This is a genomic window from Serratia sp. YWN4, from assembly GCF_055790845.1.
The window spans coordinates 5,203,675-5,226,926 of sequence record NZ_CM147696.1; the positions used below are offsets into that span (position 1 = coordinate 5,203,675).

The following is a 23,252-nucleotide window of genomic DNA, read 5'->3' on the forward strand; positions in this document are numbered from 1 at the left end:
ACCGATTACACCCGCACGCCCATAATGGTGAGGATCAACGGGGTGGTGATCGCCGCCAGCGCGGTGGACATCACTAGGCTGGTGGCGGCCGGGCCGGTGAGCACGTTGAACTGGCGTGACATCAGGTAAACGTTCACCCCTACCGCCATTGAACCCAACAGGACCACCACGTGAGTTTCCATCGGTGGCAGATCCATTGCCCAGGCCAGCAGCCAGATCACCATGGGCTGCACCAACAGTTTGAGGAAGCAGATAGCGCTGCTCAGCTTCCAGCCTTCACTGATCGGATATTCCGCCAGGCCCATACCGAGCACCACTAGCGACAGCGGTGCCGCCACCTGCCCGAGCATGCTGACCGGCTGATCGACAAACGCCGGCAGCGGCAAACCAGTCAGGCTGAACAGCGTGCCGGAAAGGATGCCGATAATCAGCGGGTTGGTCAGCACACTGCGCGCGGTCTTGATAAAACCGTTCAACGTGGGTGAACCGTTGCGCGCCCATTCGATAGAGATGGTCACCAATGTCCACAGGATCAGGCCGTTGAACACCAGCACCAGAGCCACCGACGGAATTGCCGCTTCCCCAAGCATCACGCTGGCGATCGGCAGACCAAGCATCACGTTGTTGGAGAAAATACCGCCCAGCGCGAACACCGAACCGGACACGCCGTCCAGCTTGAATATTCGCTTGGCCGTAATACGGCCGATAACAAAGACGATCAGGCAACTGCCGAAGAAGGCGATCAGTAACCGGGCATCCACCGCCGGACGTTGCGAGAAATCACACATCATGCGGAACAGCATGGCGGGCAGTGCCAGAGAGAACACGAAGCGGGTCAAACCATCGGTGATACTGGCAGGCCATTTCCCCCAGCGGATAAGGCCATATCCCAGCACGATCAGCACAAATAACGGCAAAGACAGCACTATCTGGTGCCACAATGAAACAATAAAAGCAGGCATCGCATCCCTTCCGGTGGCGCGGCGGCAAAGGGCTGACGTCGCAAGATTTAATGAGCGCCGACGGATTATTGCTGGGCACAGCGCACTGTGCCCCATTAACCATTAAAAATCCGGGCCTATTAAATCTATCCGGTCGGTACAAATGCAGTCAACGCCCCAGTTCAACAATAAACGCGCGCGCTCAGGGCTGTTGACGGTATACACCAGAATGCGCAACCCCGCTTCCTTCAGCATGTTTACCCGCTCGGCGGTCAGAACGTGGTGATTGAGATGTATCGAAACACATTCCAGCTTTTCGGTCAGTTCACGCCAATGGTCATCCCACTCATCCAGCAGCAGGCCGCGTGGCAGTTCCGGCACCGTGCGCTGCGCCGCCGCCAGCGCTTCAACAGAAAACGAAGAAAGCAGCGGATCGGTTTGCCCTTGCCACAGCAGGCGCGCGATCAGCGCCACCTCGCGGCCGGTTTCGTCTTCCATGCCCAGCGTCGGTTTAATCTCGATATTGGCCATCAGACCATGCTGTTTACAACGCTCGGCCACTTCCGCCAGCAGCGGCAGGCGCTCGCCTTTAAATGCCGCGCTGTACCAGTTACCGGCGTCTAACTGCTCCAGCTTTTCCCACGGCAGATCGCCCGCCACGCCCCAGCCGTTGCTGGTGCGATCGAGCGTATCGTCATGCAGCAGGAAGATCTGCCCGTCCTGCGCCAGTTTGGCGTCGAATTCGATCATCTTGTGGCCGTGACGCGCGCCAACATCGATCGCCGCCAGGGTATTTTCCGGTGCCAAGGAACCGCCGCCGCGATGAGCAGCAATATGAGGGTAAGGCCAGACTGTGGTCATCATTCCATCCGTAATCCGCTGTGGGTGTCAAAAAAATGCAGTGCCTGCGCAGGCAACTGTAAATATAACCTGCTGCCCGCTGGCGGCAAGGTTTCGTGGTTCAGGCGGACGATCACCCCGATGCCACCCCATTGACCATGTGCCAGATTATCTGCACCGAGCAGTTCCAGCGTTTGCAGTTCCAATGGAATACCGCCCCGCTCACGCGTAGTCAGTTGCATATGTTCAGGGCGAATGCCCAGCGTCAATTCGCGCCCGCTCCAGCGCGGCTGCGCTTCAGGCAAACACAATGCCATACCGCCAGCCAGTTGCAGTTGGCTGCCATCGGCATTCAATACGCCAGGCAGCAGGTTCATTGCCGGGGAGCCGATAAAGCTGGCGACAAACAGCGAAGCCGGGCGCTGATAGACTTGGCTCGGCGTACCGATCTGCTCCGCCACGCCTTTGTTCATCACGATCACCCGCTGCGCCAGCGTCATCGCCTCCACCTGATCGTGCGTCACATACAGGCTGGTGGTTTTCAGGCGGCGATGCAGTTGCTGCAATTCCAGGCGCATCTGCACGCGCAGCTTGGCGTCCAGGTTAGACAAAGGTTCGTCGAACAAGAAGACCGCCGGTTCGCGCACAATCGCCCGGCCCATCGCCACCCGCTGGCGCTGACCACCGGAAAGCTCACGCGGCTTGCGCTGCAACAACGGTTCCAGTTCCAGAATGCGCGCAGCTTCCTCCACGCGCTGGCGGATCTGCTGTTTGCCAAAACCTCGGATTTTCAGGCCATAGGCCATGTTGTCATACACGCTCATATGCGGGTACAGCGCATAGTTCTGGAACACCATCGCGATGCCGCGATCTTTCGGCTCCAACTCGGTAACCCGCTGGGTGTCGATATAAATATCGCCGCTGGTGGTGTGCTCCAACCCGGCCACCATACGCAGCAGCGTCGATTTGCCACAGCCCGAAGGGCCAACCAGCACAATAAACTCGCCGTCCGCCACGTCGAGATCAAAGGGCTTAATCACCGGCGTTTTGCCATCGTAAGACTTGGTGACTGCCTGTAGTTTTAAACCTGCCATTTATTTCTCACTGTCTACAAGACCGCGCACAAACCAGCGCTGCATCAGAAGAACCACCGCCAAGGGTGGAATTAAGGTCAATATCATTGCCGCCATCACCTGGTTCCACTGGGTTGGTGCGCCAGAGGTGGAAATCATGCTCCTGATGCCCGCCACGGCGGTGCCCATCGAGGCATCGCTGGTGATCAGCAGCGGCCACAGATACTGGTTCCAGCCGTAGATAAAAGTGATGACAAACAGCGCCGCCAGATTGGTTTTCGATAGCGGCAACACGATGTCCCAGAAAAAACGCATCGGCCCGGCTCCGTCAATGCGTGCCGCTTCCAGCAGTTCATCCGGCAAGGTCATAAAGAACTGGCGCAGCAGGAAGGTGGCGGTCGCCGAAGCCATCAGCGGCAGCGTGAGGCCGGTGTGGCTGTCCAGCAGATTGAGGTTGGAGATCACCTCCACCGTCGGGAAAATGCGCACTTCCACCGGCAGCATCAGCGTCATGAAGATCAGCCAGAAAAACAGGCTGCGCAGCGGAAAACGGAAATAGACAATGGCGTAGGCGGAAAGCACCGAGACCACGATTTTGCCGCAGGTAATCGCCAACGCCATGATCATACTGTTGAGCAGCAGTTGTGAAAACGGCACCTTGAGGGAACCTACGCCGCTCTGCCAGATATGGCGCAGGTTGCTCCACAGATGATCCCCTGGGATAAGCCGCATCGGCACCTCAAACACCTGCCGATCGTCCAGCGTGGCGGCAATGAACGCCACATACAGCGGGAATAGCACCACCAGCACACCGACAATCAGCATGACATGGCTGAAAATATCCAGCCCGCGTCGGTTCTCAATCATTGATAGCGCACCTTACGTTCGACAAAGCGGAACTGAATCACCGTCAGACCAATCACCAGCAACATCAGGATCACCGACTGCGCCGCCGAGCTGGACAGATCCAGACCGGCAAAACCTTCACGGTAGATCTTGTAGATCAGCGTGGTGGTGGATTGCCCTGGGCCGCCGCCGGTAGCGGCATCGATCACCGGGAAGGTATTGAAGAAGGCATATACCAGGTTCACCACCAGCAGGAAGAAGCTGACCGGCGTAATCAGCGGCAACACCAGATTGAAGAAGCGCCGCACCGGGCCTGCGCCGTCAATCGCCGCCGCTTCCACCAGCGAGCGCGGGATCGACTGCAACGCCGCCACGAAAAACAGGAAGTTATAGCTGATCTGCTGCCACACCGACGCCAGCACCACCAGGAACATCGCTTGGCCACTGCTTTGTGCGTGATTCCATTCGTAGCCGAATCCGGCAAGAAAGCGGGTGATCAACCCCATGCCGGGGCTGAACAGGAAGATCCACAACACCGCCGCCACGGCAGGCGCTACCGCGTAGGGCAGGATCATCAGCGTTTGGTAGAAACGGCTGCCGCGCAGCACATAATCCACCAGTGCCGCAAACAATAGCGACACCAGCAGACCGATACCGGCCACCAAGGAGCTGAACACCAGCGTGGTGTAGAAGGAATCCAGGTAATACGGGTCGTGCAACAGTTGGCTAAAGTTATCCAGCCCAACAAACTGGCTGGAAAGGCCAAAGGGATCGAGGCTCTGCACCGAATACCACAACGCCTGACCAGCGGGCCACAGGAAGAAAACAACGGTGATCAGCAGTTGTGGTAACAGCAAAACATAGGGCAACCAGCTACAACCGAAACCGGGACGATGTGAGTTCATAAGCAAATATTTATTGATACCAAAGATGGGGTCGCGAACAAAGCCAGTCTGGGCACGGACTGCGCGCAACTCCCAGAGTGGACACAAAGTCCATGAGAAGAGCGAGCACTGCCCAATCCCAGAATGGCGAAGCGCGCAGTAGCCGTGACCTATTTAGTTGAGGACTCAAAGCGGCGCAACAGTGCATCCCCACGTTCAACGGCGGTATCCATCGCCTGCTGCGGGGTTTTCTTGCCGGCCCAGACGCTCTCGAACTCCTCATCCACCACGGTGCGGATCTGCGGCATATTGCCCAGACGCAGGCCTTTGGTGAAAGATAACGGCGGCTTGTTCAGCATCTGACGGGTTGGGATATCGGCACCTGGGAATTTGGCGTAAAAGCCCTGCTGTTTGGTCAGATCAAAGGCAGCGGTGGTGATCGGCAAGTAGCCGGTTTTTTGATGCCATTCGGCGGCGATCTCCGGTTGTGCCAGGAATTGCAGGAATTCCGCCACGCCTTTGTAGGTAGTGGCATCTTTGCCATTCATCACCCACAGGCTGGCCCCGCCGATAATGGCGTTCTGTGGGGCATTTTTCACCTCGGCGTCGTAAGGCATCATGCCCACGCCGAAGTCGAATTTGGCATATTTCCTGACGGTGGCCATCGCGCCGGAAGAAGCGGTGATAATGGCACAGTCGCCGCTGTAGAACTTCTCGGTAGGTTCGTCTTTGCGCCCGTAGTAGGTAAAGTCGCCTTTCTTGCTCATGTCCTGCAACAACTGAACATGCCTGACCTGCAACGGCTGGTTAAACTCCAGCTTGGCGTTGGTGCCGCCAAAGCCGTTGTTCTCGCTGGCAAACGGCACCGCATGCCAGGCGCTGAAGTTCTCCAGTTGGATCCAGCCCAGCCAGCCGCTGGTATAGCCACATTTCATGCCAGCCTGGCGCAATTTGGCACTGTTCGCGGCCAGTTCCTGCCAGGTTTTTGGCGGTTGATCCGGGCTCAGACCGGCTTTTTTGAAGGCGTCTTTGTTGTAATACAGCACCGGAGTGGAGCTGTTGAACGGCTGGGAAATCAGGTGCCCGCTTTTATTATCTGTGTAATAACCGGCAACCGCTGGAACAAAGACCGACTCATCAAACGGCACGCCGCTTTCCTGAAATATCTGGTACACCGGCTTAATGGCTTTACTTGCCATCATGGTAGCGGTGCCGACTTCATAAACCTGCAAGATCGCCGGTGCTTTGCCGGAACGGTAAGCGGCAATACCCGCCGCCAGGCTCTGTTCGTAATTGCCTTTATAAACCGGCACGATCTGCACATCGCTGTGGGCCTGGTTGAAACGACTCACTAAAGAATCCACTTCTTTACCCAGTTCACCTTCCATCGAATGCCAAAACGGGATATCGGTCGCAGCCAGTGCCTGAGTGCTGACCGCCAGGGTCAACGCCACGCACAGCATCGGTTTTTTAATCGTGTAGGTAAGCATGCCTAACTCCTGAGAAAAGCGGGTATAAAAATATCTCATCTTGTTCGGGAGCTAACATGCCATGCACGGATGACAGAAAAATAATGGTTGGATTACAGCAGCGTGACGGGAGGGTGAAGTGCAGATGGCGATTTGATAGCGGCGGCATGGAATGCTCCACGCCGCCGCAAAGAGATTACAGCGCGCGGCGCAGGCGGGCGACCGCTTCCTGCATCTGCTGCTCGGTGGCAGTCGCAAACGACAGGCGGAACGTGGAGTGATCAGGTTTGTCGGAGAAGAAATATTCCCCCGGCACAAACACCACCCCCTGATCCAGGGTGGTTTTCAGCCATTCGGTCGCGTTGAACGGCTGGCGGAAACGCGCCCACAGGAACATGCCGCCTTTTGGCATATCAAAACTGATCACATCACCCAGCTCTTTTTCCACCAACCCGGCCAAAATGCCGCATTTCTGCTTATAAGCCGTGCGGATCTTCTCGATCTGTGCCGGTAAGCGGTTCAGGCCCAGATAGCACTCAGCGATACTCTGCGACAGCGAGCTGGCGTGCAGATCGGCCGCCTGCTTGATGATGGCAATCTTGTGCAGCAGGAACGGCGGCAGGATCGCCCAGCCCAAACGCAGGCCCGGCGCCAGGATCTTGGAGAACGTTGAGGTGTAGATAATGTTATCGGTATGGCCCAGAAGCTGCTGTGAAACCTGATACAGCGTGGCATTACGCTCTTCGGTGAAACGCAGTTCGCCGTACGGATCGTCTTCCACAATCAGGAAGTTATGCTCGGCAGCCAGCTTAACCAGTTGCTCGCGGCGTGCAGCACTCAGGGTCAGGCCGGTCGGGTTACCGAAGTTCGGCACCACGTACACCCCTTTGATTTTCTGGGTTTTCAGCAACTCGGCCAGTTCTTCAACCACCATGCCATCGCTGTCGGAAGAAACCGACATGACGTTGGCCTCCGCCAATTCCAGCGTCTGCAATGCCGCCAGATAGGTCGGGCGTTCTACCACAAACACATCGCCGGGGTTAACCACGGCACGCATCACCAGATCCAACGCCTGCTGAGAACCGGCGGTGACCAGCACATCTTCCGGCTTGGCGCTGACGCCACGTTCGGTACACAGGGTGCAGATGCGTTCACGCAGCAGGTAGCTGCCTTCGGTCAATCCATATTGAAAAGCGCTTTTCGCCTGTTCGGTAATCGCCTGCTGTGTGGCAATGCTCAATCCTTCGAAATCAAACAGCGCATCAGAGGGAATGCCACCCGCCAGCGAAATGACATTTTCCATTTTACTGTGCTTGAGCAATTCACGGATTGCCGAGCTTTTTACCTTCACCATGCGCTGCGCGAGGAGTCCTTCTGTCTTCATTGGTTATTCTCTTACCTGAAAATGTCTAGTTTGTAGGGGAGCAGCCTAACCGCCCAGATACGCCGATCTTACTGCTTCGTTGGCTAACAATGCGGCCCCTGTATCTTCCAACACCACGCGGCCGTTTTCCAGTACATAACCACGATCCGCCAGTTTTAACGCCTGATTGGCATTTTGCTCCACCAGGAAGATGGTCATGCCCTCTTCGCGTAGCTGCTGGATGATATCGAAAATCTGCTGGATGATGATCGGTGCCAGCCCGAGCGAAGGTTCGTCGAGCAGCAGCAACTTCGGCTGGCTCATCAGTGCGCGGCCGATCGCCAGCATCTGCTGTTCACCGCCGGACATGGTGCCAGAACGCTGATTGCGGCGCTCCAGCAGGCGCGGGAACAGGCTGAACACCCGCTCAATGCGCTGCTGGTACTGATCGCGGGTGGCAAAGAAGCCGCCCATCGCCAGATTCTCTTCCACCGTCATGCGAGAAAACACCCGCCGCCCTTCCGGTACGATCGCCACCGCTTCACGCATAATGCGCGCGGTCTGCCACTGGGTGATGTCCTGATCCAGCAGTTGGATGGTGCCTTCGCTGGCTCGCGGTTCGCCGCATAACGTGCCGAGCAGCGTGGTTTTACCGGCACCGTTGGCACCGATCAGGGTGACAATTTCACCCTGTTGAATATTCAGGCTGACCTGATGCAGCGCCTGGATTTTGCCGTAATGGGCGGAAACCTGATTAAATGACAACATATGCTTATTCGCCCAGATAGGCCCGGATCACGTCCGGGTTATTGCGGATTTCTGCCGGAGTGCCGTGCGCCAGCGGGGTTCCCTGATTGACCACATAGATGCGATCAGAAATCCCCATCACCAGTTTCATATCGTGCTCAATCAGCAACACCGAAACCTTATGCTGATTGCGCAGTTCCACGATCAGATGATCCAGCTCGTCGGTTTCTTTCGGGTTCAGGCCAGCCGCCGGTTCATCCAGCATCAGCAGTTCCGGGCGTGTCACCATGCAGCGGGCAATTTCCAGCCGCCGCTGCTGACCATAGGCCAGATTACCCGCCGAGCGGTTGGCCATTTCCAGCAGGCCGACGCGCTCCAACCATACCATCGCCCGCTCTAACGCATCGGCTTCGGCGCGGCGGAACGCCGGGGTTTTCAGCAAACCGGCAAACACGCCGCTTTTCAGGTGCTGATGTTGGGCCACCAGCAGGTTTTCCACCACCGTCATTTCGCGGAACAACCGCACATGTTGGAAGGTGCGCACCACGCCCATGCGCGCAATCGTCTGACCGGAAAGCCCTTCCAAGTGGCGATCGCGCAGTTTGATGGTGCCGCCGGTTGGGCGATAGAAGCCGGTCAGGCAGTTGAATACCGTGGTTTTCCCCGCGCCGTTCGGGCCGATCAGCGAGACGATTTCGCCTTCGTTCAGTTCCAGTGCAACGTTGTTGACCGCCAGCAGGCCGCCAAAACGCATCGACAACCCTTCGACCGCCAGTAAAGGTTGAGAACTCATGCCTGCTCCCCCTTCACTGCCTTGATCTCTGCCACTTTCAGCTTCAACTGTGGCCGCTTCATCGGTAACAAGCCTTGTGGCCGCCAAATCATCATCAATACCATCAACGCGCCCAGCAGCAACATGCTGTATTCGTTCAAATCACGCATCAGTTCACGGGAAACCACCAGCAGGATGGCCGCCAGGATCACCGCAAACTGCGAACCCATCCCACCCAGTACCACGATCGCCAACACAAAAGCCGATTCGACAAAGGTGAAGGATTCCGGGCTGACAAAGCCTTGGCGCGCAGCGAACAGCGTTCCGGCAAAACCGGCGAACGCGGCGCTGATGATGAAAGCGGTCAATTTAATCTTGGCCGGGCTAAGGCCCAATGAACGGCAGGCGATCTCATCTTCGCGCAGCGCTTCCCAGGCACGCCCGAGCGGCATGCGCAGCAGGCGGTTAATCACGAACAGCGTCAGGATAACCAGCAGCAGCGCCACCAGATACAGGAACACGATGCGATCGCCGGGATCGTATTGCAGACCAAAGAAGTTATGGAAGGTATCCCAACCGCCGTCGCGCGCGCTGCGGCTAAACTCCAGACCAAAGAAGGTGGGTTTCGGGATCTGGCTGATGCCGTTCGGGCCACCGGTAATCTCGGTATTGTTCAGCAGCAGAATACGCACGATCTCGCCGAAGCCGAGCGTAACGATCGCCAGATAGTCGCCGCGCAGGCGCAAGACCGGGAAGCCGAGAATAAAGCCAAAGATGGCCGTCACTATCCCCGCCAGCGGCAGGCTTTCCCAGAACCCCAGGCCGTAATAGTGATTCAGCAGCGCATAGGTATAAGCGCCGATGGCGTAAAAACCGCCGTAACCCAGCACCAGCAGGCCAGAAAGGCCGACCACCACGTTCAGGCCCAGGCCGAGCATCACGTAGATCAGCGTCAGGGTAGCGATATCCACCGTGCCGCGTGAAACCAGAAACGGCCAGACCACCGCCGCGATGATGATCGCTGCCGCCAGCAGTTTCTGGCGCGTAGTGGTGCCGTCAAAACTCGGTAACACGAACGATGGGCCGGAAATCTTTTTCAGCCCCTGTTGCATCAGCGGGCGCAGCAGTTGGAAGAAAAATACCACCACGCAGCCGATGCCAATCCACATCCAGCGCACTTCAGCCGCGCCGTGTACCACCAGCTTGGTGCCGTCGAGGCTCAGTTGCATCCCCATCAGGAAGGACGCCATGACAAACAGCACTACCGTGGCAATGCAGGCGTTAAGCAGATCGAGTTTCATACTTTCTCAACCTCCGGACGCCCAAGAATGCCGGTCGGCATCACCAGTAACACCACGATCAGCAGCGCGAAAGACACCACGTCTTTGTATTCGGTGCTCAAATAAGCCGAGGTGAGCGCTTCGGCCACGCCCAGCACCAACCCGCCGATCATCGCCCCCGGAATACTGCCGATCCCGCCCAGCACGGCGGCGGTGAAGGCTTTCATCCCAGCCATAAAGCCGATGTACGGGTTAATCACGCCGTAGAACTGACCAAGCAGCACACCGGCTACCGCCGCCATGATGGCGCCGATGACAAACGTCAGCGAAATCACCCGGTCGGTGTTGATGCCCAGCAGGCTGGCCATTTTCAAATCTTCTGCACAGGCACGGCAAGCGCGGCCCATGCGCGAATAACGGATAAACATCGTCAGCGCCAGCATAGCGAGGAAGGTCACGATCCAGATGGTGAGCTGCATGGTGCTGATGGTGGCGGCAAAGCCGTTGCTTTCGCCGAGTACCCACTGGCCGGTGACCAGGCTCGGCAGCGCCACATCGCGTGAGCCCTGCGTCAGGCTGACGTAGTTTTGCAGGAATATCGACATCCCGATGGCGGAAATCAGCGCGATCAGGCGCTTGGAGTTGCGCACCGGCTTATAGGCCACGCGCTCAATGCTCCAACCGTAGGCGCTGGCAATCACGATAGAGACCAGGAAGGCGCAGCCGATCAGCAGCCAGCCCACGTCGATCCCGATCATCATCAGGGCGGCGATAACGATAAATGAGACATAACTGCCGATCATATACACCTCGCCGTGGGCGAAGTTGATCATGCCGATAATGCCGTAAACCATGGTGTAACCGATGGCAATCAATGCATAGGTGCTGCCCAACGTGACACCGTTGAACATCTGCTGCAGAAAATAGAGGAACTGCTCTGACATACTCTGGCCTTCTAAGGTGTTGTCGCGGCCGTAAATATCGGCCCAACGGCCTGCTAAAACGGCAGGCACCGGGAGTTCCCGGCTTGTAGATATGCGCTATTCTGCCTGAATAGCGCTACCCGATGGCTTGCAGGCCGCAACCTGCAAGACCAAGGATATTATTATGGCTTATTTAATTGGCGTTGATGAACCATCTGCATGCCATTCGAACACGCCGAATTCGAAACCTTTCAGATCGCCCTTCTCATCCCAGCTCAGTGGCCCCATCACGGTTTCCACCGGTTTGCCGGTTTTCAGATCTTTGACGATATCCGCAGGCTCCTGGCTGCCGCTGCGCTCCATCCCAGTCACCAGCGATTGCAGCGCGGCGTAGGTGGTCCAGACGAATGGCCCGGTCGGATCCAGTTTCTTGGCTTTCAACGCATCAACAACCGGTTGGTTGGCAGGAACCTGATCGTAGCGTTTTGGCAGAGTCACCAGCATGCCTTCAGACGCGGCACCAGCAATGTTAGACAGCGAAGAGTTACCTACGCCTTCCGGCCCCATAAAGCGGGTGGTCAAGCCAGCCTGCTTGGCCTGGCGCAGGATCTGCCCCATTTCCGGGTAGTAACCGCCAAAATAGACGAAATCAACGTTCTCTTTCTTCAGGCGCGCCACCAGGGTAGAAAAATCTTTGTCGCCAGCGGTAACGCCTTCAAACATCACCACCTCGGTACCCTGCTTTTTCAGGCTGTCACGCACTGAGCGCGCCAGGCCTTCACCGTACTGCTGCTTGTCATGCACCACGGCGATGCGCTTCGGTTTGATCTCGTTGAGGATGTATTTCGCTGCGGTCGGGCCCTGATCGGAATCCAGGCCGGTGGTACGCATGATCATCTTGTAACCGCGAGTGGTCAGATCGGCGTTAGTGGCCGCCGGGGTGATCATGATCAAACCTTCGTCTTCATAGATATCTGATGCAGGTTGGGTCGAAGAGGAGCACAGATGGCCGATCACGTAACGGATACCGTCGTTGATCACCTTGTTGGCCACCGCGACCGCCTGTTTCGGGTCACAAGCATCGTCGTATTCTACGCCAACCAGCTTATCCCCTTTGATGCCGCCTTTAGCGTTGATATCAGCAATCGCCTGACGTGCGCCGGTGAACTCCATATCGCCGTACTGCGCCACCGGGCCAGACATCGCACCAACGATCGCCACTTTGATGTCTTTCGCCATCGCAACATGACCCATAGCCATTGCGATACAACCAGCCAGCAGCGCTTTACCCTTTGTTAATTTCATCCGCATAATCCCCATCTATCGTTGTGAGTTTGCCCGTGGTGTTTGCCGCACCTAGTTCACTGTATACCCTTTATTGCCCGAAGCTGTAGCCAGGTAGTCAATGCGTGAGCGGCTTAAGGTATGCAGGGTATACGGCTTTTATCTATAAGTAATAATGATTTAGGTGTATTCTCGACAATATTTTCTAATAAGACTTTACTTTTCATGCCATTAAACAGGAATTTTCTTCTGCAAATCAACTTTCACGCTCAGAAACAAGCGGTGTAAACAGAATAAAATCTGGATTAATTCTACGCTATAACCGATATGGCGCAGCGCATTGTGCTAGTTAACAAGCCAGTAACTAATTTTTTACTCGGAAAATGCTGGCTGCAAAAAACATTTTGCGCAGTCGTCGTACAGAAAAACTTACACAACGCTCTGAACAAGATCCATTACACTGTCCAGACTCTCTATTTGGGTGGAAATTTTGCATGAAACTGACCATTGAGCGATTGACCACGTTGTCCGCGCAAGACCTGATTGACCTTGGCAAAATCTGGCCACACCAGCAACCGGCAGAGTGGCAAGCCTGGCTGCAAGATGGCAAAGCACTGTTCGCCGCACGGTTTAATGAGCGCCTGCTGGGAGCGGTAAAAATTGAGCTGTTGAACGATGATGGCGCTCAACTGCACGATCTGATGGTGCGCGAAGTGACACGTCGCCGTGGCGTTGGGCTGTATCTGGTACAGGATGCCCAGCGTCAATTGCCGCAGGCGTTACGCTGGCAGCTCTCCACCGCCGGATTAAGCCCGCGTGAACGCGGCGAAGTAGAGAACTTTATGCGTGCCTGTGGCTTCTCCGCGCAGGGCGATCTCTGGCAGAAATGAAGCGTTGGGTCGCTTTGGCAGCCATATTGTTGCTGGCGCTAGCCGCAGGGCTGGCTGGCCGCTATCAAGCATTGCGGTTGCACCAGGTTTGGGATCAGCAGGTTTACCTGTGGCAAAGAGTCTGGACGCCACAACACGCTAGCGCGCTGGCCGCCAGCCGTGACCTGTTCTCTACCCTGCGCGTTCTGGGCCTACAGGTGCATCCGCGTGAAGGCTACCGCGAGATCCAGGTCAATATGCCACTGCTGAAGCAGGATGGCCGCCCGCTGTGGCTGGTGGTGCGCCTGGATGGGCAATTGAAGCAGTTGGATGAAGCGGCAATCCGCCAACGTCTGCTGCAACAGTTGCAACGCTGGCAGGCCGCCGGGTTGCCGGTCATCGGCGTGGAGATCGATCACGATGCCGCCACCGCGCGGCTGGCGGAATACCGGCATTTTCTACAGCAACTGCGCCAGCAGCTTCCTGCCTCGTTGCAACTGGGGATCACCGCTCTGCCCGCCTGGATCGGCTCTCCGGCGTTACCCGATGTGTTACAGCAGACCGACAGTTCGGTGCTACAAGTGCATGCGGTGCTATCACCACAGCAAGGCTTGTTCGATGGCCCGCTGGCCCTGCGCTGGGTCAACCAGTATGCCCGCATCAGCCGCAACCCCTTCCGCGTGGCGCTGCCCGCTTACGGTATGGGCCTGGTGGGTTTTGACGCCCAGGGCGCACAGGTGGAAAGCGAGGCTTCTGTACGCGTGGCGGGCAGCACGCAGGAACTCACCGTTGCGCCCCAGCAGGTGGCCGATTTTCTGCATCAGCTTGCCACGCTCAACCCACCACGATTGCGCGGTATCATCTGGTTCCGCCTGCCGCTGGAGGGCGATCGCCGCGCCTGGTCACTCGCCACGCTGCGAGCAGTGATCGGTAACCAACCGCTTACCGTCAGTTGGCAGGTAAAATTTCTGCCACAGCAAAATGGGTTGTATGATCTGCTTATTCAGAATGATGGGCCGGTAGATGCCCCGCTCCCCCGCGAGATCGTCATTAACGCCAGCCGTTGCCTGGCGGCCGATGCGGTGGCTAATTACCGGCTAGAAACCACGGCACAGCAACAACACTTTATCCGCATCAGCGGCGATCAGCTACGCGCCGGGCAATCACGCCCATTAGGCTGGCTACGCTGCCAACAGATCACGCCAGGAGGCACTTATGTCGTCCCATGATTTGCGTACTCTTCCACTCGCATCGCTGATTGCCGCTGCGTTAGTTATCCCTTTGAGCGGCCAAGCCTGCGGACCGGATTTCCCCAACCGTTTACTGCTCAATCGCAACAGCACCCTGCTGTATATGCCAGAAGGTAATTTCGCATTCGAAACCAGCAGGTTGGTCGCGGTAGACAAACAATTGCCGCGGTGGAAAGAACCGGCACCAGAAACGCCGCCAAAACCGATGCCGCAATCGCCTCAGGAACAGGCAATCAACCAAATGCGCGCCAGCAAGACCGTTGAGCAAGCCAGTGCAGTTGACGCACAAGCGCTCTCCAACGCAGCGCGCCTGTACACCCTGGGCGCGGTGGCTTTTGCGGCGGAAGATCCCCGTGCAGCCGAATACTTCAAGCAGGTTCTGGCGCTGCCAGCGGCCGATCGGGGCGATTGGGGGTTACGGGCACAATACTCGCTCGGGCGGCTATGGATGAATGACCACGGCACGCCGGAAAACGTCGACGGCTCAGCCACTCCGGTGGTGAAACACCCAGAGAGAGCGCAGCTTGATAAGGCTATTGCTGCTTTCCAGCAGGTGATCGACCAAGTGAAAAACGGCGAGGCCGATCCCGATCAGCTGGCGTTAAGCAGCCTGGGCCAGCAGGCGCGAATTCACCTGTGGCAGGGCGAGATGACCGCTGCGGTGCAGTTATATGCACAACAGGCGGCACAGGGTGATAGCGATGGCGGTTTGTCATTGCAATATATCTCCAGCTATCTGGTCAACCCGAACCACCTGGAAGCGCTCAAGCAGGCGATTCACGATCCGCTGGTCCAGCAGTTGGTCACCATCGAACTGTTCGCCCGCAGCGCTAACGTGCAGCCATACGACAACACCAAGCAGGTCATTGATCCGATCCTGGCGCTGCTCAATGAATCGGTACAAAGCGGTTTTGCCGGTAGCGATCGATTGGCGGCATTGGCCTATCGTTCCGGGAACTACCCGATGGCCGCTAGCCTGCTGAAAAACGCCGGGGACAGCGGTTTAGCCTGGTGGTTGCGCGCCAAGATGGCGCTGCGTGACGGCAACGTCAAGGCCGCCACCGCCGCCTATGCCAAAGCCGCAGCGGCGTTCCCTTCTGACGAAAGCTGGGGGCCACAATATGATGGGGATTTCGCCAATGAGATGATCATCCCCGAGTGCCGGGTGGCTGGTGAACAGGCCATTCTGGCGCTGAACCGGGGTGATTACCTGCAAGCGATGGGGTTGATGTACCGTGGTAAAGAGAATTACTGGGCAGACGTCGCCGATATCGCCGAGCGGGTGCTAACCATTGATGAGTTGAAAGGCTTTGTCGATAAACATGCCCCTGCGCCCACCACGCCGCTGAAACCGGTTAAGCCTGATGAGTACAATGGCCAACAGCTGACGCCGGAAGTACAGTTGCGCGAACTGCTGGCACGGCGGATGATGCGCGCCGGTCGTTATCAGGAAGCGGTAAATTACTTTGCCATTCCGAACTATGGCCAAGCTGCGCAGGAATTTGCCGAACGTTTGAAAGTGGCGCAGGATAAGACCGGCGATAAAACCACTCGCGCCAAAGCCTACTATCAGGCGGCGGCGTTACTGCGCGAACAAGGGTTGGAATTCACCGGCTACGAAATGACGCCGGATTACGCCATTTACGGCGCGGGCTACTCCTATCTTGGGGATGCCTTTGATACCCGCGAGCTAAAACACAAGAGTTGGATCAGCGCCGCTGAGGCGGTACGTGCTGCCAAATCTCTGCCGGCGGCGGATAACCGTTTCCTGCACTATCGTTGGCAGGCCGTGGCGCTGGCACAGCTTGCGGCCGATCTCTTGCCACCAAAAAGCCAAGCCTATGCCGCCGTGCTGTGCAACGCCGCAAGCTGGGTGATAGCGCGCGATGCCAAAACCGGGCGGGCACTCTATCAGCGTTACACCAAAACAGGGGCTCAATACGACTGGTCAAGCCGATTTGGCTATAACTGCCCGGCACCGGAGTTTGCCGCCGTAGCCAAATAATCCGAGTTACAGGAAGGCGGCGATATGCCGCCAATTATCCAGCATGAGTGGTGCCATGACGACTGGCTATCAGACGTGCTCCACAACTGGTCTGATCCCCTTCGCGAGCCACCCCTTTTCCGTTAACGCCAAAGCCCTGAGCATGACCTACAATCACCGTAGAGCCGTGCTGTGGGCACACAACGGTATCACCCTCACAGGCGACCATCGCACCTTCATTTTCAAATCCAGAGCAAGCGGTAACCACAACACCACCGTGGTCGGTTTTATCACCGAGTACAATCAGAGGCTTGGCCATACTGGTTCCTTTATCACATGCCGAAATCAATTAACCTGAATTCGATCCCATTCAGCCATCACCTGCGGATCACGCTCACGGGCTTTGGTCAGAAACGCTTCCAGTAGGTCGTCTGGCTGAGTGATTTGTCCCGGTACTGCGGTGATCTGTGCATAGGGAGTATTCATCAATGGATGATCCAGCACGGGGTTCATCAAACCCAACATCTGCCGCAAACGCAACACTGCCAGAATTTCGGTAGGATGTACCGCTTCAAACTCGGAACCAAACTCAAAGTTACCGCTATTCACTTCTTGCTCAGTGAGTGCGATACGTTCAATATGAGTATCACAGGCACCGTAAAGAATAGATTGCAGCTTGATTGGGTCGGGGTCATTCCAGTATTTGACCAGGGGTCCCCAAGCTGGATCGCGTGGTAAGCCAAACCTTTCCAGATCCAGTGGGATCTGGAGCCAGTCATGGACTATAGATAACCCCATAGCTGCATAACGCAAGGAGTCTGGGCCACGATATTTGAACCCATCTTTGACTCCGTAGCCCTGTTCCAATCCAGCTAGAATAATCTGGTGAAACTTTTTGGCTAATGTTGGCATTCCCAGAGCAATAGCGCCCAGCATTTTACGTGTGACTGAATCTAGGTTAGAGATAATGGTTTTCTTACTCTCCTTTAATTCTAAAATATCGATACTATTAGCATGGATCATTCGGGAGAAACCGTGTGCCATATGAATAACAGATGACTTGTTAGGATGCTGTTCAGCCGTTAATAAACTATTACCCACTTCAGCCATACCCAATTTATGCAAATGGCTCAACGCTTCATAAAGTTCAGCATGCCCATTAGGGTATTGGTCTATATAGTCATGCTTAGGATCAGAAACTGGCCAGGCGGCCATCCCTCGTGCCCAGCTAGACACATCTGGCAGTGTTTTATCCAAACGGTTTTTCTGTTTTTTCGTCGTCATAGTGATGAACCTTTATCCTTAAATATTACCAACCATTCCACTGTACTCCAGTGCCATTACCCACCGAGGTATTGATGGTGCCATCACGTCGTAAAAACACCTGTGCGTGTGTAAACTCGACACGATCCCGCCTTGATGCACTATTGATTGCCCGTATCTTATCGCGAAAGTTAGGATCAAAAGACTGTACCTTCTCGGGTTTCCACCCCCTTTTACCACCTTCAACCAATTCCATAATACGTTGCAAATCCTTCTCGCCCCCTCCCTGCTGAGTAGCAGCACTCAACCCCGGTGTCGCCTGCCCCCCCAAGGTCGTCTTTGCCTCAATCACCAGCAGGGTATCCGGCTGAAACGTTATCGTGGTGGTGGCAGTGGTGCCATGTGCGCCTTCAATGCCATTGCGTGCTGTCTGGCTCACCGGATTACGCACGGTCAGACTGGGCGGTGGCGGCACCCGAACCAGAATATCCAGCCCCTGACCGCTGGCATTGGTCAACCCGAGCTTACCCTGGCTATAGCCCAGAATATTCTCCGCTTTTACACCGTACTGACGCATGAGCATCTGTGCCAGGATCTCTTCACCCACGTTGCCCACCATTTTACTGACCCGACCCGCAACGCGGATCGTGCCGCCGTTGTTGTGGATCAGCAAGGCCAGATTATCTTGCAGGGTCGGGGTTCGCAGGTTAACGTGCGCCGAACCGCCGGTAAATTCAATCTGATGAAACCAGTTGCGCGTATCCAGTGACGGCGTGAGGCGGGTATCGATACGGCTGATGGAGCCTGTCGCCACCTCCATACCTCTTGGCGTTCTGGCAAGATTGACATAGAGCGCCACGGCCTCGCCCTGGCTGGCATAACGGGCTGCCGCCTGTTCAATCTCTTTCGCCACTTCATAAGCGGCCATGCTGCGGCTGGTGCCGGGAAAGCGTATCAACGCCCACTTTGCCGCCTGCCCGGCAAGCGGGGCCAGCATCAGCAGATTGACCACCATAAACGCCTGCGCCCCACGCTGCGCACCGTCCTTGGGGTCAGCCAGTGCGCCTATCCGTTTAAACAACGCCTCCCCCAGATCCAGCCCCTCACCGTTGATCACCTTGCTGCTGCCATCGACCAGCATATTGGCCGTCAGTGCCGTTTCGAGGGCATAAAAGGCGTACTTAACCCCTTTGACCGCGGCAATGGTGCCACGCGCAGCGGCTGAGAATTGCCCGGCAATGGGTATCACGGTCGCGACAGCCAGGGTGGCCTCAACCCCGCCCCAGAATCGTTTCCAGCGCTTGCTGGATGCCTGGGCCGCTTCATAACGTCGTTTCAGCGCCTGCACGGCCATCGGGATATCAAAATGCCCGGAGATCGACCAATCCAGTATCAACGGGCTGGGGTCATTCATTTCCCAACGTGCTCGGGTAAAGGTGGCATAGAGTATTCGGTTATCTGCAAACAGAAAATTATCGCTCAGATGGTGTTCACCACTGTCCTTGCCTCCTTTTGCACGGCTGCTGATATCGACAAACCGGCTGTTAAGCTCGCGCAGCATTTGAGAGGCCTGAACACTGGCATCGAACAGCAGTTCATCATCCAGGCAAACAAACCGGTAGTCTTCCGTGTGGAGAAATGCACACATTTCTGCCTGCTTTTCCGCGCCATAGGTGTGGCCAAACTGTTCCAGGACCTTCAGGAGAAAAGCATCTCGCGCATGCTGCTCTTTTCTGGCCGGTGTGATCCAGGGGTTATCAAACAACCAGTCGGTGGTCACGGTATCGCCGTACAAGCCCAGCCGGTCGTCGACCGGATGGGGCGCATTATCGGATTTGACATCGAAAGGGATCGCCAGTCCATCCATACAAGTGGCGCAAGGTGTTCCTGTCTTGGGTATGTCGGCCATGGTTTATTCCCTTTCCTCGGTATGTTCCTTCAAACGTTGCTGGTGCAGGCGCAAAAACTGGATCAACGCTCTCGTTCGCCCCGGCTCCTGGGTGTCGAGCGCCTGGTGCAAGGATTGATACAACCGGTTAGTGCGGTAAAAACGCCCAAAGCTCAACACCAGATGCAAGTGAAGTAATAATTGATGACGCAGTTCATGGCTCAGGTCATGACTGAATTCCAGGATCTCATCCTGTGGCATCCCACTGTGTGACAGGCGTTTGGATGGGGAAGATGCCAGACCTTTTACCCCTCTCTTTTGGTCGGGCAAACCGGCCCACTGACGAAAATCGTCTTCATAGCAGCGAAACAACTGAGGCAATGATTGATTCGCAGACACTCCCCGTAATCGGGTCATTGCCTGCCAGTATGTCCAGAGTGCCTCTAGAGGCAGACGTGCCAGAGGCGACTCTAACAGGGTGATGGCACTGTCATGCAATGCAGGCAAGGCGACCTCCAGCCGCTGTCGCTGATGTTGGCAATGGTGCAGGCGTGAAGTGAGATCGCTGGCTGTACCGCTGTCCATCAGCAAGGTCATCAGCGGCGTAAATACGGGGTCTTGCAGCCAGTCGGAGCCCAGCAGAACGCTGCTGACAATAAAGAACGTGAATAATTCATCGGCACCGTACCCCTGCTGATTGGCCTGTTGCAGGGCTTGCGGGATAAAATCTTTCAGTGCGCCGGCGTCAGAAGGCAGACGGTGAAGCGTTGTGCTGTAGTGCCGTTGCAGATAATAAGTCAGTTGCCTGCCCGCCTCTTTCTGTTGGGCTCTGGCGACCGACACCAAATCGACTGTGCCAAATAGCGTCATACTCCCCCCTTGGATACCCGGTCTTCCATCAGGTCATGCCACAGCAGGTAGCCGTCTTCCTGACCTTTACCGTAGGTGTCGTGTTTAAACGCGGGGTGGCAGTACATCAACAGGTCTGTCGCCTTGTGCTGAAACAGCAAGCCATTAACCCGGCCTTCGGCAAACAGCCTGCTGACGTTTTGTGGCTGGTCGGTAACCGATGAGAGATAGAGGTAAAGCATGGCCGCATTGCCGATACGCAAAAAGTAGTAACGGTCTTCACGCACATCCGCAAATCGGGTGAAATGGCGCAGATGTTGCCACAAGGGATCAAACGTCAATCTGCTGTTCAGGGTGGTAAAGGCCAGATTTTCAACCTGTTGCGAAAACCAATGCTCAAAAGCCGGGCTCTCACTCATATCAATCAGATAAGGGGCGTACTGCGCCAATTCAGGCTGGTCCTCCAATCGCCAGAGGGCGCGATGAGGCACCTGATGAAACTCCATCTGTGGTAACAGGCCGTTATCCGGCGTGGCTTCTGCCAATACGAACAGATTCAACGGGGTGGGTAAGTCCAGTGACTGCCAGTGTTGTTGCACCCTCATCATTGTTGCCCTTTTTTCTTCAGCGGACACTCTTCAACAAAAGGCGAACCCTGCTGAATGGCGGCTTTAATCGCTTCCACCTGCTCACCTGCCGGGCCTGAGACACTGACGTTACCGCGCAGATTGATTTGCGGTGCGTTGATGGTGATCCCTGCGGCATCAAACGTGATACTGCCGCTTGGGCCCCGGATCAGTATTTTATCCGTGCCCTGCAACAGGTAATTCCTGGTCAGTGTTTTCAGTTGCGTTTTGGCTTCGATGGACTGAATACCTTCAATGGTGATGGTTTCATTTTCACCAATGGTAACAAAATGGCTGGCGGTGATTTCCTCGCGTAACTGACTTAATACCTTGCGATCTTCATTGCGACCAATGGTCACAAACACGTCCTGTTCAATATGTTCTTTACGATCGCGACCGATCTTCAGTATTTCATCCTGAGCGATGTTCTTCCGTCTGTCACGCCCGACACTGAACTGCTGATCATTGCCGATGGCACGATTTTCATCATGCTCAACCTGCTCGTCTTTATCATTTAAAACGATAATGCGTTTGTTACGCTGCGCATGGATGAAAATTTCTTCCTTATCTTTTTCATCCTCAAAACGCAGTTCGTTAAACCCGTCACCCTTATGGGTTTTTGAACGGATCGTCATCTGGGTCTTAGTGGCGGGTAAATCTCCGGGGGGCAGATTGTTGGCATGGTAGGTACGCCCAATGATGATCGGTTGATCGGGGTCGCCGTTCAGAAACTCCACAATCACCTCGTGGCCAATGCGGGGAATCGCCGACATCCCCCAGCTTGTCCCCGCCCAAGGTTGAGCGACCCGTACCCAGCAGGAACTGCTGTCGTCTGTTTTACCGGATAAATCCCACAGAAAACGCACTCTGACGCGCCCGAACTCATCGCAAAAAATTTCCTCCGAGGGGGGACCTGTGACAATCGCTATCTGTGCGCCATCAATGCGCGGTTTGGGCAGTGAAAGGGGCCGCCAGGTCTGGTTATGGGGAATAAAGGTAAACTGACCGTTGAGGGTGGTGCCCTGTTCACCCGACTCGGTTTCCAGCGCTTGCGGCTGTCGTCCCTGATGCGTGATACCGGTGATTTGCCAGCGTCGGTTATGGGTCGCCAGCGGGTGGTTATTCAAGGTAAAGCACACACCGGGTTGAAGCGCCGGGCTGTTGGTGGCCCCTTGGCCCTGATGTGCATCATGACGCAGTGCCTGGAGACGCCACTCGGCAAAATCCTCCCCCGCAGGCCCGGTTCCTTTATAGCGCCCCGGATAGTCATAATGACGGTATTGCGCACTCTGGTGTTCCAGATCACGGGCATGCTCACTGGATTCCGCAGGCCAACGGGGGCTCTTGAATGTGTAATCCTTCAACAGGACATCGGAAGGGCGCAGGCTTTCCTTGCGGCGAAACGTGGTAATGCACAGTTCGTCAGAGTAGGGTTGCTTGCTGGGGTAGTAGGGCAGCGTAGGCCCATCATTCAGTGCGGCGCAATCATCGGCAAACACCAGCGTGTGTTTGCCATCGGCGTGTTCAAAGAAATAGTATAATCCTTCTTCGGCGGCCATCCTGTCGATGAAACTTGCATCACTCTCCTGATACTGGACACAGAACTCACGAACCGCATGGGTATGGCGAAACGCGAAGGCGTAGTCACTGATCTGGTGCTCTTTCAACAAGGTTTCGAGAATTTGTTGAACGTTCTCTTGCTGAAAAATACGGGAGTTTCTGACCAGTCCGGTTCGCCAGAGCGCAGGCTGTACGGTGAGACGATAACGGGTCTGATGCAAACCAGTATCACCCTGTTCCACTTCCGTCACGATACCGTTGACGAACCGCTGCACCTCCATACCCTGCCAAAGGGTCAGCGTGGCGGTATTGTCCAACACGGCACCAAACTCGACGCTGGGGTTGGCACTGGCGACCTCAAGGTCAAGCACAAAGTGCGACGAGAATTGCTCATGCAGAGTAAATCCTGCCACCACGAAGGTTTCAGGGGGAAGACCACCCACACTCAGCGTAAACCGCAGACCTGTTGCCTCTTTATTCCCACTCAACATACACGTCTTTCCTTAATTGAACGCGCAGCCGATTCCCAGCCGCGCGACAG

The 23,252-nt window shown here is 55.9% G+C and carries 21 protein-coding genes; 3 read left to right on the plus strand and 18 right to left on the minus strand.

Features of this window, described 5'->3' with window-relative positions; all coding sequences use genetic code 11:
* Window positions 1-5 precede the first annotated feature (5 nt).
* The 12 genes from ACX9GT_RS23965 to ACX9GT_RS24020 all read right to left on the minus strand — a co-directional run bounded on the left by ACX9GT_RS23965 (window position 6) and on the right by ACX9GT_RS24020 (window position 12,443).
* Complete coding sequence (locus tag ACX9GT_RS23965) at window positions 6-962, minus strand: AEC family transporter (protein WP_473189027.1); 957 nt, start codon at window positions 960-962, stop codon at window positions 6-8.
* Between the two features lie 102 nt (window positions 963-1,064).
* Window positions 1,065-1,802 (minus strand): glycerophosphodiester phosphodiesterase, encoded by a 738-nt coding sequence (gene ugpQ, locus ACX9GT_RS23970; RefSeq protein ID WP_473191680.1) that lies wholly within the window; start codon window positions 1,800-1,802, stop codon window positions 1,065-1,067.
* Entirely contained in the window at window positions 1,802-2,875 is a 1,074-nt protein-coding gene (locus tag ACX9GT_RS23975) for a sn-glycerol-3-phosphate import ATP-binding protein UgpC (protein WP_473189028.1), read from the minus strand. Before ACX9GT_RS23975 ends, ugpQ begins: the two co-directional genes overlap by 1 nt.
* Complete coding sequence (ugpE, locus tag ACX9GT_RS23980; RefSeq protein WP_473189029.1) at window positions 2,876-3,721, minus strand: sn-glycerol-3-phosphate ABC transporter permease UgpE; 846 nt, start codon at window positions 3,719-3,721, stop codon at window positions 2,876-2,878.
* Entirely contained in the window at window positions 3,718-4,605 is an 888-nt protein-coding gene (ugpA, locus tag ACX9GT_RS23985) for a sn-glycerol-3-phosphate ABC transporter permease UgpA (RefSeq protein ID WP_473189030.1), read from the minus strand. The genes ugpE and ugpA overlap by 4 nt, the downstream gene beginning before the upstream one ends.
* Before the next feature lie 149 nt (window positions 4,606-4,754).
* A complete protein-coding gene (gene ugpB / locus ACX9GT_RS23990) occupies window positions 4,755-6,074 on the minus strand; it encodes a sn-glycerol-3-phosphate ABC transporter substrate-binding protein UgpB (RefSeq protein ID WP_473189031.1) in 1,320 nt (439 codons plus the stop codon).
* A 175-nt stretch (window positions 6,075-6,249) separates the two neighbouring features.
* Window positions 6,250-7,437, minus strand: coding sequence for an aminotransferase-like domain-containing protein (locus ACX9GT_RS23995; protein ID WP_473189032.1), 1,188 nt, complete (start codon window positions 7,435-7,437; stop codon window positions 6,250-6,252).
* Window positions 7,438-7,482: 45 nt separating this feature from the next.
* The gene (gene livF / locus ACX9GT_RS24000; protein ID WP_459400886.1) at window positions 7,483-8,184 is read right to left on the minus strand and encodes a high-affinity branched-chain amino acid ABC transporter ATP-binding protein LivF; all 702 of its coding nucleotides are present in this window, start codon (window positions 8,182-8,184) and stop codon (window positions 7,483-7,485) included.
* A 4-nt stretch (window positions 8,185-8,188) separates the two neighbouring features.
* Complete coding sequence (livG, locus tag ACX9GT_RS24005) at window positions 8,189-8,956, minus strand: high-affinity branched-chain amino acid ABC transporter ATP-binding protein LivG (RefSeq protein WP_473189033.1); 768 nt, start codon at window positions 8,954-8,956, stop codon at window positions 8,189-8,191.
* On the minus strand, window positions 8,953-10,236 hold the full coding sequence (locus tag ACX9GT_RS24010; protein WP_473189034.1) for a high-affinity branched-chain amino acid ABC transporter permease LivM: 1,284 nt from the start codon (window positions 10,234-10,236) through the stop codon (window positions 8,953-8,955). The genes livG and ACX9GT_RS24010 overlap by 4 nt, the downstream gene beginning before the upstream one ends.
* A complete protein-coding gene (gene livH, locus ACX9GT_RS24015) occupies window positions 10,233-11,159 on the minus strand; it encodes a high-affinity branched-chain amino acid ABC transporter permease LivH (RefSeq protein WP_473191681.1) in 927 nt (308 codons plus the stop codon). Before livH ends, ACX9GT_RS24010 begins: the two co-directional genes overlap by 4 nt.
* 168 nt (window positions 11,160-11,327) lie before the next feature.
* A complete protein-coding gene (locus ACX9GT_RS24020; RefSeq protein WP_473189035.1) occupies window positions 11,328-12,443 on the minus strand; it encodes a branched-chain amino acid ABC transporter substrate-binding protein in 1,116 nt (371 codons plus the stop codon).
* 473 nt (window positions 12,444-12,916) lie between these two features.
* Between ACX9GT_RS24020 and panM the strand changes: the two genes are divergently transcribed.
* The 3 genes from panM to ACX9GT_RS24035 are packed head-to-tail and all read left to right on the plus strand — an operon-like array spanning window position 12,917 to window position 16,546.
* Window positions 12,917-13,312 carry an aspartate 1-decarboxylase autocleavage activator PanM gene (gene panM, locus ACX9GT_RS24025; protein ID WP_473189036.1) on the plus strand — a complete coding sequence of 132 codons (396 nt, stop codon included), beginning with the start codon at window positions 12,917-12,919 and terminating at the stop codon, window positions 13,310-13,312.
* Entirely contained in the window at window positions 13,309-14,520 is a 1,212-nt protein-coding gene (locus ACX9GT_RS24030) for a DUF3142 domain-containing protein (RefSeq protein WP_473189037.1), read from the plus strand. The genes panM and ACX9GT_RS24030 overlap by 4 nt, the downstream gene beginning before the upstream one ends.
* On the plus strand, window positions 14,507-16,546 hold the full coding sequence (locus ACX9GT_RS24035) for a hypothetical protein (RefSeq protein ID WP_473189038.1): 2,040 nt from the start codon (window positions 14,507-14,509) through the stop codon (window positions 16,544-16,546). The genes ACX9GT_RS24030 and ACX9GT_RS24035 overlap by 14 nt, the downstream gene beginning before the upstream one ends.
* Window positions 16,547-16,580: 34 nt before the next feature.
* Here ACX9GT_RS24035 and ACX9GT_RS24040 read toward each other — a convergent pair whose 3' ends face one another.
* From ACX9GT_RS24040 to ACX9GT_RS24065, 6 genes are read right to left on the minus strand one after another with little or no spacing between them, the layout of a single operon-like run.
* The gene (locus ACX9GT_RS24040; RefSeq protein ID WP_473189039.1) at window positions 16,581-16,844 is read right to left on the minus strand and encodes a PAAR domain-containing protein; all 264 of its coding nucleotides are present in this window, start codon (window positions 16,842-16,844) and stop codon (window positions 16,581-16,583) included.
* A gap of 26 nt (window positions 16,845-16,870) precedes the next feature.
* Window positions 16,871-17,809 (minus strand): hypothetical protein, encoded by a 939-nt coding sequence (locus ACX9GT_RS24045; protein ID WP_473189040.1) that lies wholly within the window; start codon window positions 17,807-17,809, stop codon window positions 16,871-16,873.
* Window positions 17,810-17,834: 25 nt separating this feature from the next.
* Complete coding sequence (locus ACX9GT_RS24050; protein WP_473189041.1) at window positions 17,835-19,697, minus strand: hypothetical protein; 1,863 nt, start codon at window positions 19,695-19,697, stop codon at window positions 17,835-17,837.
* A 3-nt stretch (window positions 19,698-19,700) separates the two neighbouring features.
* The gene (locus tag ACX9GT_RS24055; RefSeq protein ID WP_473189042.1) at window positions 19,701-20,546 is read right to left on the minus strand and encodes a hypothetical protein; all 846 of its coding nucleotides are present in this window, start codon (window positions 20,544-20,546) and stop codon (window positions 19,701-19,703) included.
* Window positions 20,543-21,133, minus strand: coding sequence for a DUF4123 domain-containing protein (locus ACX9GT_RS24060; RefSeq protein ID WP_473189043.1), 591 nt, complete (start codon window positions 21,131-21,133; stop codon window positions 20,543-20,545). Before ACX9GT_RS24060 ends, ACX9GT_RS24055 begins: the two co-directional genes overlap by 4 nt.
* Window positions 21,130-23,202, minus strand: coding sequence for a type VI secretion system Vgr family protein (locus ACX9GT_RS24065; RefSeq protein WP_473189044.1), 2,073 nt, complete (start codon window positions 23,200-23,202; stop codon window positions 21,130-21,132). The genes ACX9GT_RS24060 and ACX9GT_RS24065 overlap by 4 nt, the downstream gene beginning before the upstream one ends.
* Window positions 23,203-23,252: the final 50 nt, after the last annotated feature.

Bases quoted from the DNA above. Each gene is read 5' to 3' on its own strand.
- ACX9GT_RS24035 (WP_473189038.1), top strand. From the start codon at position 14,507: ATGTCGTCCCATGATTTGCGTACTCTTCCACTCGCATCGCTGATTGCC.
- ugpE (WP_473189029.1), bottom strand. From the start codon at position 3,721: ATGATTGAGAACCGACGCGGGCTGGATATTTTCAGCCATGTCATGCTG.
- ACX9GT_RS24060 (WP_473189043.1), bottom strand. From the start codon at position 21,133: ATGATGAGGGTGCAACAACACTGGCAGTCACTGGACTTACCCACCCCG.
- ACX9GT_RS23975 (WP_473189028.1), bottom strand. From the start codon at position 2,875: ATGGCAGGTTTAAAACTACAGGCAGTCACCAAGTCTTACGATGGCAAA.
- livG (WP_473189033.1), bottom strand. From the start codon at position 8,956: ATGAGTTCTCAACCTTTACTGGCGGTCGAAGGGTTGTCGATGCGTTTT.
- ugpA (WP_473189030.1), bottom strand. From the start codon at position 4,605: ATGAACTCACATCGTCCCGGTTTCGGTTGTAGCTGGTTGCCCTATGTT.
- ugpQ (WP_473191680.1), bottom strand. From the start codon at position 1,802: ATGACCACAGTCTGGCCTTACCCTCATATTGCTGCTCATCGCGGCGGC.
- ACX9GT_RS23995 (WP_473189032.1), bottom strand. From the start codon at position 7,437: ATGAAGACAGAAGGACTCCTCGCGCAGCGCATGGTGAAGGTAAAAAGC.
- ACX9GT_RS24045 (WP_473189040.1), bottom strand. From the start codon at position 17,809: ATGACGACGAAAAAACAGAAAAACCGTTTGGATAAAACACTGCCAGAT.
- ACX9GT_RS24065 (WP_473189044.1), bottom strand. From the start codon at position 23,202: ATGTTGAGTGGGAATAAAGAGGCAACAGGTCTGCGGTTTACGCTGAGT.
- panM (WP_473189036.1), top strand. From the start codon at position 12,917: ATGAAACTGACCATTGAGCGATTGACCACGTTGTCCGCGCAAGACCTG.
- ACX9GT_RS24055 (WP_473189042.1), bottom strand. From the start codon at position 20,546: ATGACGCTATTTGGCACAGTCGATTTGGTGTCGGTCGCCAGAGCCCAA.
- livH (WP_473191681.1), bottom strand. From the start codon at position 11,159: ATGTCAGAGCAGTTCCTCTATTTTCTGCAGCAGATGTTCAACGGTGTC.
- ACX9GT_RS24010 (WP_473189034.1), bottom strand. From the start codon at position 10,236: ATGAAACTCGATCTGCTTAACGCCTGCATTGCCACGGTAGTGCTGTTT.
- ACX9GT_RS24040 (WP_473189039.1), bottom strand. From the start codon at position 16,844: ATGGCCAAGCCTCTGATTGTACTCGGTGATAAAACCGACCACGGTGGT.
- ACX9GT_RS24020 (WP_473189035.1), bottom strand. From the start codon at position 12,443: ATGAAATTAACAAAGGGTAAAGCGCTGCTGGCTGGTTGTATCGCAATG.
- ACX9GT_RS23965 (WP_473189027.1), bottom strand. From the start codon at position 962: ATGCCTGCTTTTATTGTTTCATTGTGGCACCAGATAGTGCTGTCTTTG.
- ACX9GT_RS24050 (WP_473189041.1), bottom strand. From the start codon at position 19,697: ATGGCCGACATACCCAAGACAGGAACACCTTGCGCCACTTGTATGGAT.
- ugpB (WP_473189031.1), bottom strand. From the start codon at position 6,074: ATGCTTACCTACACGATTAAAAAACCGATGCTGTGCGTGGCGTTGACC.
- livF (WP_459400886.1), bottom strand. From the start codon at position 8,184: ATGTTGTCATTTAATCAGGTTTCCGCCCATTACGGCAAAATCCAGGCG.
- ACX9GT_RS24030 (WP_473189037.1), top strand. From the start codon at position 13,309: ATGAAGCGTTGGGTCGCTTTGGCAGCCATATTGTTGCTGGCGCTAGCC.